The organism is Profundicola chukchiensis (assembly GCF_029664245.1).
Lineage (GTDB): Bacteria > Bacteroidota > Bacteroidia > Flavobacteriales > Weeksellaceae > Profundicola > Profundicola chukchiensis.
On sequence record NZ_JANAIE010000001.1, the window covers coordinates 281469 to 299146 of the forward strand.

The following is a 17678-nucleotide window of genomic DNA, read 5'->3' on the forward strand; positions in this document are numbered from 1 at the left end:
GCACTAATGAGCATCTAGCCAATTATTACCAATTCCACATTCTACAACCAAAGGAATTTTAAATGTTAAAGCCTCTTCCATAGTTGATTTTATGATAGGTTGTATGCTATCTACTTCATCTTTCGGAACTTCAAACACTAATTCATCATGCACTTGAAGCAACATTTTGGTTTTATAATCCTTTAATGTTTCATGAAGTTTCACCATGGCCAGTTTTATCACATCGGCAGCACTTCCTTGTACGGGAGCATTAATAGCATTTCGCTCAGCTTGAGTACGCACAACAAAATTTGCAGAGTTAATACTTGGCAAGTATCTTCTTCTGCCTAACAAGGTCTCAACATAACCATGCTGTCTTGCAAAGGCAATTTGCTCATCCATATATTCCTTTAATCTTGGATAAGTTTCAAAATAGATGTCAATCAAATCTTTTGACTCACTTCTAGACAAATCTGTTTGATTACTTAAACCAAATGCAGATACGCCATATATAATACCAAAATTAACGGTTTTAGCATGGTTTCTTTGCGTTCTAGTTACTTCCTCAAGCGGAATATTAAATACACGTGCGGCGGTGGCAGCGTGAATATCTTCTCCATTTAAGAAAGATGTAGTCATGGCTTCGTCGCCACTCATTCCCGCGATTAAACGTAATTCGATTTGAGAATAATCTGCTGCTAATAGCACATGATTGTCATCTTTAGCAACAAAAGCTTTTCTAACCTCTCTACCTCTTTCGGTTCTGATAGGGATATTCTGTAGGTTAGGATTGTTAGAAGCCAATCGACCAGTAGAAGCAATCGTTTGAGCAAATGTTGTATGAATTCTACCGGTTTTTGGACTTACCTCATTTGGTAAAGCATCTATATAGGTTGATTTCAATTTTTGGATTTGACGATATTCTAAGACATGATTAACAATTTCATGCTTATCCTTAAGCTCGACTAAAATATCCTCTGAAGTTTTATATTGACCTGTTCTTGTCTTTTTAGGTTTTTTTACAATTTTAAGTGTATCAAATAACACCTCTCCTAATTGTTTTGGAGAATTAACATTAAACTCTGATCCTGCTGCTTTAAAAATATTTTCTTCTAATGCACCTAGTTCATCCGCCAATTTCGCAGACATTTGATTTAGAGCATCAACATCTATCTTAATTCCGTTGCGCTCCATATTGGCCAAGACTCCCACCAATGGAAATTCTATTTCTTCTACCAATTTATTAGCCTCAACTTCTTTAAGCATTGGATCAAAAGTATGCTTCAACTGTAGCGTAATGTCGGTGTCTTCTACGGCGTATTTGGTTTGGACATCGATATCAATCTGTCTGAAGTTCTTTTGATTTTTACCTTTTTTACCAATTAAAGTTTCAATATCAACTGGTTTATACTTCAAATAAGTCTCAGACAATACATCCATTCCATGTCGCATATCTGAATTAATAATGTAATGTGCGACCATGGTGTCATAAATAGGTGCAGTGATTTCGATACCATATTTATATAATACTTTCATATCATATTTAAGGTTCTGACCTATTTTTAAGATTTCTGGACTTTCTAAAACTTCTCTAAATTCTTCGACGATGGCTTTTGCTTCATCAAAATCTTCTGGAAATGACACATAGAAACCTTTTCCAGCTTCATAAGAGAATGCTAAACCTACCAATTCTGCTTCTAACGCATTTAAACCGGTGGTTTCGCAATCGATACAAACTTCTTTTTGTTTTAAAAGTTTTTTAAGGAGCAAACTTCTACCCATTGGCGAGTCTACCAATTGATAAAAGTGGTCTTCAGTTTCTATAGTTCTAAACCCTGATTCACTTACTACGATTTCCTCATTGTCGTTGGTAGCAAACATAGACATTTGATCTCCAGTAGAAATATCGGGCTTGTTTTCGTCGATTTTATCTTCTACACCATAAGTTCGATATAAATTTTCTAGCATTCTTCTGAACTCAAGTTCTGTGAAGATTTCTTTTACTTTATCAAAATCAGGACGATCTACATTATATTTTTGTTCGCAAAACTCAACAGGCGCATCCGTAAGAATGGTTGCAAGTTTCTTTGAAAGAAAAGCCTGTTCTTTGAAGTTGGTTACGTTTTCTTTTTGTTTTCCTTTAAGTTTATCTAGGTTCTCATACAAGCCTTCCATGCTGCCATAAGCCGCTAAAAGCTTTTGAGCTGTTTTAGGTCCCACACCCGGAATTCCTGGAATATTATCGGCGCTATCTCCCATCATTCCGAGATAATCTATAATTTTGATAGGATCATCGACTCCAAATTTTTCTTTCACCTCATCTACACCCCAAATTTCAACACCATTACCACGCGAAGATGGTTTGTACATTTTAATATTCTCTGAAACCAATTGAGCAAAGTCTTTATCGGGTGTCATCATATAAGTTGTGAAACCTTCTTTCTCGGCTTGTTTGGCTATAGTTCCGATTACATCGTCTGCTTCGTAGCCATCTGCATACATCACCGGAATATGCATGGCTTCTAAAATCTCTATGATATAAGGAACGGCTACTTTAATACCTTCTGGCGTTTCGTCTCTATTGGCTTTATATTCGGGGAAGTACTCATGGCGAATGGTTTCCTTTTTACCCACATCAAAAACAACAGCCAAATGTGATGGTTGTTCACGCTTTACTACATCTAGTAGCGCATTCATAAAGCCCATAATAGCTGATGTATTTAGGCCTTTGGAATTGATTCGTGGATTTTTAATAAATGCATAATAACCTCTAAAAATCAATGCATAAGCATCTAATAGGAATAAGCGTTTATCGTTTTGGGTAGAACTCATAGAATATAATTAATGCTGCTAAATATACGGAATTTAAGAGGAATGCCGAAGGCTTAGAAGTAGAAAAGACTAAACATGCAAGAAGCCTGATATGGACAGAAATGGGATTTTAATTTTAATTCCGAAGTGGTCATCACCCCAATTCTGGAAAAAGTTTGAGCAAGTATCTCTAATGTATTTTTTAGAAGAAAATTTCGGCGCGGAGCTGCGAAAGGGATTGGCGTGGAAATCCTTGTGATGATTTGACGCTAACAAAAAACAGCATGAAAAAGCGACCTTAGAAGCTCTTTTCATGCTATTTTTTTGTCGGCAAATCATTACAAGATTGGAACAAAAAGCCCGGTTTTTATCTTGTCAAGCTATGGACAAGATAAAAATTCGCCCTACCTAAAATAGGCTAATAAAAAAGCCGACCTATTGAATAGATCGGCTTGAGTAATTTATTTTTTCAAGACTTTTAGTAAGCGCTCGTGAACCTCTAAATAGGCTTCTGAAACCTCACCTAAATCTCTTCTGAAACGGTCTTTGTCTAGTTTCTTACCAGTTTCTTTGTCCCACAAGCGACATGTGTCTGGCGAAATCTCATCGGCCAATACTAATTCTCCGTCATTTGTGATACCTAATTCAATTTTAGAATCTGCAAGGATTAATCCTGCCTCATCAAACAATTCAACCAATAAATCATTGATATCAGCCGTTAGCTCATACATGTCTAGCAACTCGTCATAAGTTGCAGCACCTAACAATACAGCGTGGTCATCATTGATTAATGGATCACCAAGATCATCGTTTTTATAACAAATATCGTAAACTGTATTCTCGATTTTTGCACCTTCTTCTAAACCTAAACGCTTTGCCATACTTCCGGCAACGTAGTTACGTGTAACGAACTCTAGCGGAACAATTTCAACTTTCTTAACCAACTGCTCGCGGTCGTTTAGACTTTTGATAAAGTGAGTTGGGATTCCATTGTCTCGCAGGTATTCGAAAATTAATACCGTAATGGCGTTGTTCATGGTTCCTTTATGTTCGAAACTACCACGCTTTTGCGCATTGAATGCAGTTGCATCATCTTTGAAGTATACAATTACTTCGTTAGGATTGTCGGTAGCATAAATCTGCTTTGCTTTACCTTCGTATAGCATTTCTTTTTTTTCCATAGTGGAATTTTTGTGGATATGAATTGTGTAGACAAAGATACTTTTTTTCTAATCGAAATTAGAATTTGAATTTATAATTTGCACCTAAGCTAACCCAAAATCCTGGCATCGGCACCAAGTTAGATTCTGTGTAATCCGTTCCTAATATATTATTGAAGGATGTGAAGACGTTCCAGTTTGATTTTCTATAATCTAATTTTGCGTCTAAAAGACTGTAATTATCCAGCGCTACACGGTCTAAATAGCGAAAAGTGATTCCACTGCTTAGGTCTTTGTATAATTGATTTTCCATTTTTAGCACAACATGATTTCTAAGATTATCTAAAACATATTTAGATAATTCGAATTCTTCGTTGGCAACAGATTTATCTAAATAAGTGTAACCCAACTCCAAGGCACTCACAAATCCTGTGAAGCTCTTGCGCATGGTCAACTCCACTCCTTTTACTTCGATATCTGCAACGTTATAAGCTTGCCAAGCATCGGATTCGTTTTGTTTTACCCAATCGATGGCGTCATCAGTTTGTTTGTAGAACAAACTCAGTTTTCCTACAAAGCTTGGTTGCACATAGCGATAACCTAGCTCAAATGAATTGGCTGTCTCTGGGTTTAAATCTTCATTTCCTACCTCTACTGGGCTGTTATAATACAATTCTGTGTAAGAAGGAATTCTGTGTACTTTGGCTGCATGTGCGTATAGTTTGTTGAATTTATTGATTTCATATCCGACTTCTAAACCGGGGTAGAAAAAGTCACCACGGTTGGAGTAATTGGTCCAGTTGAATCCAGGAGTAATATTTAATTTATTATTGAATAAAGAAAAATTGTGTTCTAAAAACATAGAGCTGATTTCTCTGTCACGACTTCCTAAGCTATTGCTACGTAGCATTTCTTTTCTAAATTCAGCACCGATACCGGTTACCCCCAATGCATTAATAAAACTAGCTGAGGCTTCTACTCCAACATTATTTCCGATATGCATATTTCTATAGAAACTAGGGTCGTTTCTTTTTAATAAGTACATGTCTTGTGCACGTTTCCAGTAAGTAGAAGCTTTAAAGCCCCAATTATTGACTCTTTTATCAACTCCTAAACTAACAATCGAGTTTTGTGTTTCTTCATATTGATCTTTAAAACTTGGAGAAGCATAAAATCCATTAGCTCCGAATTTTTTCTCAACAAAACCAGCTTGCAAATTAATTTGACCTTGGTTGATATCATAAGAACTTTGATAGTGAGCACTGGTCTTTTTATAATCGGTGTTATATCTATAACCATCCGATGCTCCATAGTTTGCGCTGATGCTATTTTTGAACTTTGATGTACCTGCGTTAGCCGAAAAACCTAAATCATAAGTTCCATAGCTACCCCCCACTCCGCGAAGTGAAATACTATTTTCGTCATCTACTTTGGTGATGATATGAATAACTCCTGCAAACGCGTTAGAGCCGAATTTACGTGCGGCAGGGCCTTTTATGACTTCTATTCTCTCTACACTTGATAAATCGAAAGGTAAATTCCAAAGGTTGTGGCCTGTCTGTGTATCTGATAAACGAACACCATTAATTATTAGAAGAACTTGCTCAAAGCTTCCACCTCTAATAGAAATATCACCCTGCATTCCATCAACACCACGACGACGAAGGTCGATACCTGTTTGGTAAGCAATCAACTCTTCCACCGTTTGGGAAGGCGTGTTTTGAATGTCTTGTTTTGTAATTAGGATGTAATTTTCATCCACTTTGTTCATGGTTAGTGGATAGGTTCTACCTTTAGTAACAACACTATCAAGCTGTACCTCCTCTTGTGCTAAAGCATTTAGCCCCAATAGGATTAATGCAAAAAAACTAAGAATTTCTTTCATTGAATTATTTTTCTGTAAAATTCAGCTCAAAAGTAGACTTTTATTTATTGTTTTATCATCATGAAGGTTTTTTATTTTCGGTAAATTCCAGAAAGTTTTGAACAAAACGAACCAAGCTACTTAAGTCAAATGACCTAAGTAGCTTGGTTTAAAATATTTATCGATTTATGTATTAAGCTTTTTTGAAATACTCAACACCGTTTTTAAAGATGTCCATAAACACTGCGTCTGGAATATTACATAATAATCCTTCTCTATAGCGCTCTGGGTGTCCCATTCTACCAAAGATTCTACCTGTTTTATCAGTAATACCTTCTATTCCCATATGTGATCCATTTGGATTGAATGGCATATATGTTGCTGGCTCACCTAAAGCATCAACATATTGTGTTGCCACTTGTCCATTGGCGATTAAATCTTGTAGAACATCGTCTTTAATAGAGAACCTTCCTTCACCATGTGAAATTGGAATTGTATAGGTCTTATCTTTCATTCCTCTCAACCATGGAGAATGATCGTTAACAACCTTCACATCTACCATTTGAGAAATATGTCTTCCGATTTTGTTGTGTGCTAATGTTGGTGAATCTTCGTCTAAAGTTCTGATTTCACCGTAAGGCACTAAACCTGATTTAATAAGCGCTTGGAATCCGTTACAAATTCCTAAAATCAATCCTCCACGTGCAATAAGACCATGAACAGCATCTTTGATTCTTGGATTTTTTAGCACAGAAACAATAAACTTAGCTGATCCGTCTGGCTCATCTCCCGCAGAGAAACCACCAGATAATACCATGATTTGAGCTTGATTTAACATAGAAGTGAATTTCTCAACAGATTTCTCTAAATACTCTTGATTTAAGTTATTAAAGATAAATGAATTCACCTCTGCACCAGCTTCTTCGAATACTTTTTGAGTTTCATACTCACAGTTGGTTCCAAAGAAAATTGGTAAGACTACTTTAGGTTTCCCATCAACAACTTCATGTTTAACGTGCTGATCGTCTTTAAGCCTATCTTCCTCTGTTATTTCAGCACCAGCAATCGTAGCTCCATTACGCGTTGCATCCTCCATCTCTTCTGTAAATTCAGCTAATGCCTCTTTAATTCCTGTTGGGAATAATTCTTCAAAAGTGCTTAACCACGCTTTTAATAAGTCATTAATTACAAAAGTTTGCCCATTAATTGTCAATTTATCATCGAAACTAACAGTTCCAAGTTTTGTAAAATGCTCTAATTCCTCAGTTGTTTCTAGCACTAAACTACCTAGCATTGGCTCAAACATTGGCAAGCTAGTCTCGATATCTGCCCCAACGTTATTACCAAAGCTCATTTGCGCTAAAGCTGTAGCCAAACCACCATTTTTAACGATTTGAGCCGAAACAATTTTTTCTTCTTTAATTAATTGATGAATGGTCTCATACGCATCTCTTAATTGCTGATAATTTGGCATTCCATTTTGTTGTGGTTTATGCTCAAACATATAAACGAAATGACCCGAGCGTTTAAATTCAGGTGAAATCACATTTGAAATATGACCTGGCGCCGCAGCGAATGAAATTAAAGTTGGTGGAACAGTCAATTCTTGGAAAGTTCCAGACATTGAATCCTTACCACCGATTGCGGCGATTTCTAATTCTAATTGAGCGTCTAAAGCCCCCATTAATGAAGAAAGAGGTTTACCCCATTTTTTAGGATCGTTTCCTAGACTTTCGTAATATTCTTGGAAGCTTAAGCGAATATCTTCTCTTTTTCCTCCGCTACCAACAATTCTAGAAACACTTTCCACAACCGCATAGGCTCCACCAATCAGTGTGTTTTCAGATGACAATTCAGGACAATAACCCCAAGATGCCATAGATACAGTTTGTGAGTTTCTTCCTAATACAGGTAATGTATGCACACTTGATAAAGCTGGCGTAAATTGATTTTTACCTCCTAATGGTGATAACACTGTAGTTTGACCAACTGTACTATCAAATTTTTCAATTAATCCTTTTTGAGAAGCAACATTTAATTCTTTTAAAGTAGAAATAAAGTTCTCTTGATTAAATTCTTTGGCATCTTTTTTCTGTAAAGGTTTTAAATCAACCGAAGCGTCATTTTTCTTAGAACATCCTGCTGTATCTAAGAATTCACGATCTAAATCGACTATTTTTCTTCCTTTATAGCTGATTTCTAATCTATTTTTGTCGGTAACTTCTCCAACTTCAACAGCTAAAATATTTTCTTCGTTGGCCAAACGTATAAATTCTGCTACGTTTTCTGGAGCAATGACCACTGCCATACGCTCTTGAGATTCAGAAATAGCTAATTCAGTTCCGTTCAGACCATCGTATTTAACTGGAAGCGCATCTAAATTAACCGTTACACCTTCAGCAATTTCACCAATAGCGACAGAAACTCCACCCGCACCAAAATCATTAGATTTCTTAATTAAGGTTGTTGCCTCTGGCTTTCTGAACAATCTTTGAATCTTTCTTTCTTGTACTGCATCACCTTTTTGAACTTCAGCACTCATTTTGTCTATGGCGTCAATCGTTTGAGTTTTAGAAGAACCAGTAGCTCCTCCTACACCATCACGACCGGTTTTTCCGCCAAGTACAATAACTTTATCACCAATCGCCGGGTTTTCTCTTTTTACCCAATCTACTGGCGCTGCACCCATCACAAAACCAACTTCCATTCGTTTTGCTTTATAACCTTCGTGGTAAATTTCATTCACCAAAGAAGTTGCTAAACCAATCTGGTTTCCATAAGAAGAATATCCATTAGCCGCCTCTTTGGTAATTTTACGCTGTGGCAATTTACCTTCTCTTGTGTTTTCAATAGGCTCCAATGGATTTGCAGAACCAGTAATTCTCATTGCTTGATAAACAAATGACCTTCCGCTCAAAGGGTCGCGAATAGCTCCTCCCACACAAGTAGATGCACCACCAAAAGGTTCTATTTCTGTTGGGTGATTATGTGTTTCATTTTTAAACAATAAATACCATGGCTCTTTTTTACCATCGATTTCTGCTTCAATTTCTATGGTACAAGCATTAATTTCATCTGACACTACTAAGTTCTCCAACTTTCCTTCAGCTCTGAAATATTTAGCCGCAATAGTACCAAAATCCATTAAAGAAATAGGTTTATGTTCTCTACCTAAGTCTTTTCTAATTTGTAAATATCTCTGGAAGATTTCTTCTAAAGTTTCTTTAAAATCTCCATTAAACTCAATATTCTCCAACTCGGTCATAAAAGTTGTGTGACGACAATGGTCAGACCAATAAGTGTCTAAAACTTTAAGTTCAGTTTCAGTTGGATTTCTTTGTTCTTTTTTAAAGTAATCTTGAATAAAAGCTAAATCATCTAAGCCAAATGAGAATCCCCATTCTTTGTAGAATTCCTGTAAGCTATTTACATCAAGATCAATAAAACCATCGATTACAGGTACTGCTTCTGGAACTGGGTTCTGAGGAATGTCTAAAACATCCATTTTCTTTTCACGAGCATCTACTGTGTTGATCAAGAATTTCTTTACCTCATCTATTTTAGAAGTTGGCAAATCTTGGAAAGCATATAATTTGGCTGTTCTAATCTTAACTTGATCGTTGTTGGTAATTAATTGAACTGCCTGCTCTGCAGAATCTGCTCTCTGATCGAATTGACCAGGCAAGAATTCTACTGCCAATGTGTAAGGATAACTAGCCAAGTCAGGCTGAGTCGTGTGCAAAATATCCATTACTGGATCTGCAAATACGGTTTCGGCTACGCTTTCAAATTCCTCATCTGATAGATTAAAAATATCATAAACAATAAAAACCTTTAGTTTGATGTTTTCATCCACCATTTTCAGGTCTTGTGAAACCGTTTTAGATAAATGGTCAAAAGCAGGACGTTTCTCTATAAATACACGACGATTCATATAATGATTTTGATAGTTTGTTGCGCAAAAGTTGTAGCTAATCGCAATTAAAAAAAGTTTGCGTAAAGTTAATTTAAATTGAGAAGTGTGCCAAGTCTAAAAAACATAGTTTATATCATTTTATTTATTTTGTTTCAACATTAAAAATAAACTTGGATATATTAAAAAAAAGAATATTATAAGCTGTTCAAAATTTGCTATTTTTGCAGATTCAGAGATATTTATGAAGAACATCAGGAATTTTTGCATTATTGCGCATATTGATCATGGTAAGAGCACATTAGCTGATAGGCTATTAGCCTTTACTCAATCAGTTACTGAGCGAGAAATGAAAGCGCAGTTATTAGACAATATGGATTTGGAGCGCGAACGTGGGATTACAATTAAATCACACGCGATTCAAATGGATTATGTCTATGAAGGAGAAACTTATACGCTAAATTTAATCGATACCCCAGGCCACGTGGACTTCTCATATGAGGTTTCACGTTCTATTGCCGCTTGTGAGGGTGCATTATTAATTGTGGATGCGGCACAAAGTATTCAAGCACAAACGATTTCTAATTTATATTTAGCTATTGAGAATGATTTAGAGATTATTCCAATTTTAAATAAAATTGATTTACCAAGTGCCAACCCAGATGAGGTTTCAGATGACATCATAGATTTATTAGGCTGTGATTTAGAAGACATTATTCACGCAAGTGGAAAGACTGGATTTGGAGTTGATAAAATCTTAGAAGCTATTATTAAAAGAGTTCCGGCTCCAGAGGGAGATCCAGAAGCGCCTTTACAAGCTCTTATTTTTGACTCTGTTTATAATCCATTCCGTGGTGTAGAAGCTTACTTTAAAGTTGTTAATGGAAAAATTAACAAAGGTGAAGAAGTAATGTTTATGCAAACGGGCAAAAAATATTTTGCTGACGAAGTTGGTACTTTAAAACTTCAGCAAATTCCAAAGAAAACTATCAATACGGGAGACGTAGGTTATATTATTTCTGGAATTAAAACCGCAGTTGACGTAAAAGTGGGTGATACAATTACCTCTGTTAAAAACCCAGCTGAAAAGGCTATTGAAGGATTCGAGGATGTAAAACCTATGGTATTCGCCGGGATTTACCCAGTGGACACCGAGGATTATGAAGAGCTAACTTATTCACTTGAGAAATTACAGTTGAATGACGCGTCTTTAACTTTTGAAAAAGAAAGTTCGGCGGCTTTAGGATTTGGATTTAGATGTGGATTCTTAGGAATGCTACACTTGGAGATTATTCAAGAGCGATTGGAGCGCGAGTTTAACATGACCGTAATTACTACGGTGCCTAACGTATCATACCAAGCATTTACAACCAAAAATCCAGATGTTCCTATCGTTGTAAACAACCCTTCTGATTTACCAGATCCGAATGGACTTGATCGTGTGGAAGAGCCTTACATTAAAGCAACTATCATTACTGCTGCAGAATATGTAGGTAACGTAATGACTTTATGTATTGAAAAACGTGGAGAAATTGTCAACCAAACTTATTTAACTACGGATCGTGTTGAGCTAACCTTTAACATGCCTTTAGCGGAAGTTGTGTTTGATTTCTATGATAGATTAAAAACTATTTCTCGCGGATATGCATCGTTCGATTATCAACCAATTGGAATGCGTGCTTCTGAATTAGTAAGACTTGACATTCTAATTATGGAGGAATCTGTGGATGCTTTATCTGCTTTAGTTCACAAAGACAATGCTTATAACATCGGTAAGAAAATGTGTGAGAAATTACGCAAACTGATCCCAAGACAGATGTTCGATATTCCAATTCAGGGAGCTATTGGAGCCAAAGTTATTGCTCGTGAGACCATTAAAGCCTTAAGAAAAGACGTAACTGCTAAATGTTATGGTGGTGATATTTCTAGAAAGCGTAAACTATTAGAAAAGCAGAAAAAAGGTAAGAAGAAAATGCGCCAGATTGGACGTGTAGAAGTTCCACAAAGTGCATTTATGGCGGTATTGAATTTAAGTGAAGATTAATAAATCTTACTCATATAAAACAAAAAGGGTTTCCAAATCGGAAACCCTTTTTACTTTACTATATTTTTTAAATTTTAGCTTAACCCATTAATGAAATCAACTAATTTTCCTTGTTCTATGGTTTGCTGATCACCCGTTTTAAGATCTTTTAATGACAAGGTTTGGTTTTCGATTTCATCTCCTCCAATCATAACCACGTGTGTAAATCCGCCTTTATCGCCATAAGAGAATTGTTTCTTCAACTTGGCATTATCTGGATACAACTCCGATTGAATTCCTGAGCCTCTTAATTTCTGAACTAATTTTATAGACTCTCTAGCTTCGTTTTCTCCAAAGTTGATGAATAGGATTTTCACTTTTGAATCATCAAAGTCTGGGAATAATCCTAATTCCTCTAAAACTAAATAAGTTCTATCTAAACCGAAAGAAACACCAACACCTGGCATATTTTTTAAACCAAAAATACCCGTTAAGTCATTATATCTTCCACCTCCACCGATAGATCCCATTTCGACACCTTTAGCCTTAACTTCTAAAATTGAACCAGTATAATACTCTAATCCACGAGCTAAAGTCAGGTTTAAAACTAAATCAGCTGAATTTAATCCAACTAAATTTTCATTGATAAAATTTAATTCATCAATTCCTTCCAAACCGATTTCTGAAGTAGACAAAACTTCTTTTAATGCCTCAGTTTGCTCGGCAAAAGAGCCGTTAATATCAAACACAGGAGATAATTTTGCAATCGCATCCTCTGATATTCCTTTTTGCTGCATTTCTTCGATTACCTTTTCTCTGCCTATTTTATCTAATTTATCTAACGCTACGGTGAAGTCGATTAACTGATCTTGAATGTTCGCCACTTCAGCTAAACCAGATAATACTTTTCTATTATTAATATGTATTTCTGTACCCAAGCCTAGCTCTGTGTAACAAGCATCATACAATTGAATCAATTCAATTTCTTGCCAAAGCGAAGTGCTTCCTACGATATCAGCATCACATTGGTAAAACTCTCTGAAGCGTCCTTTTTGAGGTCGATCAGCGCGCCAAACAGGTTGAATCTGATATCTTCTGAATGGAAAATTAATCTCGTTCTGATGTTGCACAACGTAACGTGCAAAAGGCACTGTAAGATCGTAGCGTAAAGCTTTATCTGAAACTTTGGTAGTAACGCTCGCTGGATTGGCTTCTAAATCCTCAGGTTTAACTTTCTTTAAAAAGTCACCTGAATTTAAGATTTTAAAAATCAAACGATCGCCTTCTTCACCATATTTACCAGTAAGCGTACTTAGGTTTTCAAAAGAAGGTGTTTCTATCGGATGAAAGCTATAGGTTGAAAAATGTTTTTTAAGAATATTAATAATGTACTCTCGTTTTTGCACTTCTTCCGGTGAAAAATCTCTTGTTCCTTTTGGTAAAGATGGTTTTTGCATTTTTATTTTAATTGAATTGACAAAGGTAGTTATGTGTATTATGTAATCAAAATGAAAAAACCTTCAAGATTGAATTCATCTCGAAGGTTTCTTTTATAGAGACTAAAGTGATTGAAGTTTTTTGTAAACTTCGCTCACCAGTAAATGATCTATATTATTTTTTTGGTGTTTGCTTCAAGATTTCTAGTAAATATTTCCAGAACTTTTGAGTTGAAGAAATACTTGCTCTTTCGTCTGGTGAATGCGCACCAAGAATGGTTGGCCCAAAAGAAATCATATCCAATCCTGGAATTCTTTCTCCCAAAATACCACATTCTAAACCTGCGTGGCAAGCTGCTACATTAGGTTGCTCATTGAACATTTCTTTGTATAAACCTTCTAATGTCTTTAAGATTTCAGAATTTGGATTCGGTTGCCATCCTGGGTATGAACCAGAGAATACAGTTTCAAAACCTGCAGTATCAAAAGCTTCTTTTAATTTGTTCGCAACTTCTTCTTTTGAAGACTCAACACTACTACGGGTTAAATTTTGAACTTCAGCTTTCCCATCTTTTAACTCAACACGCGCAACGTTGTTAGAAGCTTCCACTAAATCAGGAATATCTGCACTCATTTTATACACTCCATTGTGTAAAGAATGTATCATTTGAGTGAATTTTCTTGAATCCTCCTTGTTCAAAGCTTTCGCAGGCGCTGCAACCTCAGCATCAATGTGTATAGTTAAATCTGGATCTACATCCTCAAAGTCTTTTTTGATTTCCCATGCAGCCTTTTCGATTTCTCTTGAAACCTCAGCTACATCTGAGTTATCAATAATCACCATCGCCCAAGCTTCTCTAGGAATAGCGTTTCTTAATCCACCACCTTTCACTTCTGCAATTCTGTATTCTTTTGAAATAGAACAAAGCAGACGTCCTAAGATTTTATTTGAGTTTCCTAAACCTTTATGAATTTCCATTCCAGAGTGACCACCGTTTAGACCAGTTACAGAAATTTTAATCCCATAATTGTCATTATCATCTACATCATGCATTTCGTAGCTACGACTTGCAGTTACATCTATACCACCTGCACATCCGATTCCGATTTCGTCATCTTCTTCGGTGTCTAAATTCAATAAAATTCGACCATCTAAAAGACTTCCATCTAAATTCTGAGCACCTGTCATTCCTGTTTCCTCATCAATAGTGAAAAGAGCCTCAATAGGTGGGTGAACAACATCTTTGCTCTTTAGAATCGCCATAATAGCCGCTACCCCTAAACCATTATCTGCACCAAGTGTGGTTCCTTTAGCCTTAACCCAGTCACCATCTACCATCATTTCAATTCCTTGGGTATCAAAATCAAAATCGGTATCGTTATTTTTTTGGTGAACCATATCAAGGTGTGATTGTAAAATCACTGTTTTACGGTCTTCCATTCCCGCAGATGCAGGTTTCTTGATGATTACGTTTCCAATTGCATCTTCTAAAGTTTCTAAACCTAAAGAATTACCAAAGTCCACCATGAATTCGCGAACTTTTTCTTCTCTTTTAGAAGCACGCGGAACTGCATTTAGGTCTGCAAATTGAGTCCAAACTTCTTTTGGCTCAAGATCTCTAATTATATCGTTCATTTATTATTTGTTTTAAAATTATGTGAAAACTGCTGTTTTATCCAACAAAATCAGTTCCACTATTGGTGCTTTAGCTTTTAATTAAGCTTCTGCGAAATATTTAAAGAAAAATGGTATTGTCTCAATTCCTTTGTAGAAATTAAATACTCCAAAGTTCTCATTAGGAGAGTGAATTACATCTGAATCTAAACCAAATCCTAACAATACAGATTTACTTCCTAATTCCTCTTCAAATAAAGCAACAATTGGGATACTACCTCCACTTCTAAAAGGAATAGCTTCTTTTCCAAAAGTATGCGTCATAGCTTTTTTAGCCGCTAAATATCCTTTACTATCAATTGGCAACACATAACCTTTACCACCGTGGTGAGGTTTTGTAGTAACTTCAACACTATCTGGCGCGATAGACTCGAAGTGCTCACAGAATAATTGGGTAATTTTCTCTGGGTCCTGTCCTGGAACTAAACGCATAGAAATCTTGGCTTCTGCATAAGAAGGAATCACAGTTTTAGCTCCTTCTCCAATATATCCACCCCAAATTCCATTAACGTCTAAAGTTGGACGGATAGAGTTTCTTTCCATAGTTACATAGCCTTCCTCTCCTTGAATATCTTTAATACCGATGGACTTTTTGTAGTTTTCTAAATCAAATGGAACTTTTGCCATTTCAGCACGCTCTTCATCACTTAATTCAATCACATCGTCGTAGAATCCTTTCACGGTAATTTTCCCGTTTTCATCGTGTAATTGACCAATCATATCACATAAAACATTGATTGGATTCGGAACAGCTCCTCCATATAAACCAGAGTGTAAGTCTAAATCAGGTCCTTTAACCTTAACCTCAACGTAGCTTAATCCTCTCAATCCTGTACACAAAGACGGAACGTCCTTAGCTACTAAACTCGTATCTGAGATTAAAATAACATCGTTAGCAAGTTTCTCTCGATTATTTTTAACAAAGTCACCCAAGTTTTCTGAACCAACTTCTTCTTCACCTTCAATCATAAACTTAACATTACAAGGAAGTTCACCAGCTGACATCATAGCTTCAAAAGCCTTTAGGTGCATAAAGAATTGACCTTTATCATCAGCAGAACCACGCGCAAAGATTGCGCCTTCTGGATGAATGTCTGTTTTCTTAATCACCGGCTCAAAAGGACCTGATTCCCATAAGTCTAGCGGATCTGGCGGTTGAACATCATAGTGACCATAAACAAGGACAGTAGGTAAATTCTCATCGATAATTTTCTCTCCATAAACCACTGGATAACCTGCAGTTTCACAAATTTCAACATTATCAGCTCCTGCTTCTTTTAAAAAGTCAGCTGTTTTTTGTGCTGTGTCTAACATGTCTTGCACATAAACAGGGTCTGCACTAATCGATGGAATTCTGAGCAATTCAAAAAGCTCATCTAAAAATCTTTGTTTATTTTCTTGTATGTAATTTTGCGTTGCGTCCATTAAAAATTTTAATTATTTCTTAATAGGTAAATATACAAAAAATGAGTAGAGTGAAAGATTTGATTCCGGGAAGTTTATTCAAGATTTTTCACCCAAAAGGACTAAACTTCAGTCAAAATCGGGCAAATAGCTCTATTTTTAGATAAGCTATCCTATATTTGTCTTAATGAAGCTAAAATTTGATCCACAAAATTTACTTAACAATCGAAACCTCAATAAATGGTTGGGTTTCGCGCTTGCTTCTATGATTGTAATCCTAACGATTTGGATGTCTAATTCTATTGTTCAGAATTTAAAGGAAGAGGAACAAAAGAAAATGGAAACCATTGTAAAGGCGACTGAGCTTCTTGGTTCTCTAGACACATCTGATGATGCTAGGAGAATTGCTCTTAAAATTATTGAGGACAATACTTCCATGCCGATGATTTTGGTGGATGAAAACAAAGAGGCTTATGAGGTTAGAAATCTCGAAAAACTCGAGAATGATTTATTGACGGATTCTATTTTTTTAAAGCAAAAACTAAGTGAATTAGAAGCTATTCATGATCCGATAGAAGTAAATCTACCTTTTGGAAAACAATATATATACTATCAAAACTCATCACTTTTAACCAAGCTGAGATATTATCCATTGGCATTATTAATCATTTTATTGTCTTTTGCGGCCTTTACTGTTTGGTATTTTAGAACTTTAGAAAGAACCCAACGAAGCTTTCTTTGGGCAGGAATGGCCAAAGAAACGGCTCATCAAATCGGGACACCTCTTTCTTCTCTTTTAGGTTGGATTGAAATTTTAAGACTAGAAAATGTAGATCCCGATACGCTCTCTGAAATTGAAAATGATGTACAAAGATTGAATCAAATTGCTGAACGATTTTCTAAAATTGGTTCACGCCCTACTCTACACCCACATAATATTGTTGAAATCTGCGAGAATACTTATAATTATCTTAAACCAAGAATTTCAACAGGTATTAATTTTCAGTTGAGAACTAAATCACCTGAAATCATGGTGGACTGTAACCCAGAACTTCTGAGTTGGGTATTGGAAAATTTAGTGAGAAACGCTGTGGATGCTATGCAAAATCGCGGTAAAATTGAAATTCGCGCTAGTATAAAAGACAACAAAGCAGTCATAACTGTAACCGATGATGGTTCTGGAATTCCAAGTAAATTGCAAAAAAGAATTTTCGAGCCAGGATATACGACCAAAAAACGTGGTTGGGGATTAGGTTTAAGTCTAGCTAAACGCATCATCAATGAATACCACGACGGTCAAATCTTCGTCGCCCAATCTGACAAGGAACATGGAACTCAGTTTAAAATTATATTAAAAACAAGCAAATAGTTCCATTTTTAATCGGTTTGAATCTTAACAAAATCGACTTTTAT

At 36.0% G+C, this 17678-nt stretch carries 9 protein-coding genes; 2 read left to right on the forward strand and 7 right to left on the reverse strand.

Features of this window, described 5'->3' with window-relative positions; genetic code table 11:
• Positions 1 to 3: 3 nt before the first annotated feature.
• The 4 genes from polA to NLM59_RS01170 all read right to left on the reverse strand — a co-directional run bounded on the left by polA (position 4) and on the right by NLM59_RS01170 (position 9748).
• Entirely contained in the window at positions 4 to 2811 is a 2808-nt protein-coding gene (gene polA / locus NLM59_RS01155) for a DNA polymerase I (RefSeq protein WP_304415904.1), read from the reverse strand.
• 440 nt (positions 2812 to 3251) lie between these two features.
• On the reverse strand, positions 3252 to 3971 hold the full coding sequence (purC, locus tag NLM59_RS01160) for a phosphoribosylaminoimidazolesuccinocarboxamide synthase (protein ID WP_304415905.1): 720 nt from the start codon (positions 3969 to 3971) through the stop codon (positions 3252 to 3254).
• 58 nt (positions 3972 to 4029) lie between these two features.
• On the reverse strand, positions 4030 to 5835 hold the full coding sequence (locus NLM59_RS01165; protein WP_304415906.1) for a TonB-dependent receptor plug domain-containing protein: 1806 nt from the start codon (positions 5833 to 5835) through the stop codon (positions 4030 to 4032).
• A gap of 172 nt (positions 5836 to 6007) precedes the next feature.
• Positions 6008 to 9748, reverse strand: a complete 3741-nt coding sequence (locus NLM59_RS01170) for a phosphoribosylformylglycinamidine synthase (RefSeq protein WP_304415907.1) — start codon at positions 9746 to 9748, stop codon at positions 6008 to 6010.
• A gap of 223 nt (positions 9749 to 9971) precedes the next feature.
• On the opposite strand from NLM59_RS01170, the gene lepA reads away from it, so the two are divergent.
• Entirely contained in the window at positions 9972 to 11771 is a 1800-nt protein-coding gene (gene lepA / locus NLM59_RS01175) for a translation elongation factor 4 (RefSeq protein ID WP_304415908.1), read from the forward strand.
• A gap of 74 nt (positions 11772 to 11845) precedes the next feature.
• On the opposite strand, the gene hisS is transcribed toward lepA, so the two are convergent.
• From hisS to NLM59_RS01190, 3 genes are all read right to left on the reverse strand, one after another.
• The gene (gene hisS / locus NLM59_RS01180; protein ID WP_304415909.1) at positions 11846 to 13207 is read right to left on the reverse strand and encodes a histidine--tRNA ligase; all 1362 of its coding nucleotides are present in this window, start codon (positions 13205 to 13207) and stop codon (positions 11846 to 11848) included.
• Between the two features lie 154 nt (positions 13208 to 13361).
• The gene (locus NLM59_RS01185) at positions 13362 to 14822 is read right to left on the reverse strand and encodes an aminoacyl-histidine dipeptidase (protein ID WP_304415910.1); all 1461 of its coding nucleotides are present in this window, start codon (positions 14820 to 14822) and stop codon (positions 13362 to 13364) included.
• An 81-nt stretch (positions 14823 to 14903) separates the two neighbouring features.
• On the reverse strand, positions 14904 to 16286 hold the full coding sequence (locus tag NLM59_RS01190; protein ID WP_304415911.1) for a dipeptidase: 1383 nt from the start codon (positions 16284 to 16286) through the stop codon (positions 14904 to 14906).
• Positions 16287 to 16452: 166 nt separating this feature from the next.
• Here NLM59_RS01190 and NLM59_RS01195 point away from each other — a divergent pair, with 166 nt between their 5' ends.
• Complete coding sequence (locus tag NLM59_RS01195) at positions 16453 to 17634, forward strand: sensor histidine kinase (protein WP_304415912.1); 1182 nt, start codon at positions 16453 to 16455, stop codon at positions 17632 to 17634.
• Positions 17635 to 17678: the final 44 nt, after the last annotated feature.

Bases quoted from the DNA above. Each gene is read 5' to 3' on its own strand.
- polA (WP_304415904.1), bottom strand. From the start codon at position 2,811: ATGAGTTCTACCCAAAACGATAAACGCTTATTCCTATTAGATGCTTAT.
- purC (WP_304415905.1), bottom strand. From the start codon at position 3,971: ATGGAAAAAAAAGAAATGCTATACGAAGGTAAAGCAAAGCAGATTTAT.
- NLM59_RS01165 (WP_304415906.1), bottom strand. From the start codon at position 5,835: ATGAAAGAAATTCTTAGTTTTTTTGCATTAATCCTATTGGGGCTAAAT.
- NLM59_RS01170 (WP_304415907.1), bottom strand. From the start codon at position 9,748: ATGAATCGTCGTGTATTTATAGAGAAACGTCCTGCTTTTGACCATTTA.
- lepA (WP_304415908.1), top strand. From the start codon at position 9,972: ATGAAGAACATCAGGAATTTTTGCATTATTGCGCATATTGATCATGGT.
- hisS (WP_304415909.1), bottom strand. From the start codon at position 13,207: ATGCAAAAACCATCTTTACCAAAAGGAACAAGAGATTTTTCACCGGAA.
- NLM59_RS01185 (WP_304415910.1), bottom strand. From the start codon at position 14,822: ATGAACGATATAATTAGAGATCTTGAGCCAAAAGAAGTTTGGACTCAA.
- NLM59_RS01190 (WP_304415911.1), bottom strand. From the start codon at position 16,286: ATGGACGCAACGCAAAATTACATACAAGAAAATAAACAAAGATTTTTA.
- NLM59_RS01195 (WP_304415912.1), top strand. From the start codon at position 16,453: ATGAAGCTAAAATTTGATCCACAAAATTTACTTAACAATCGAAACCTC.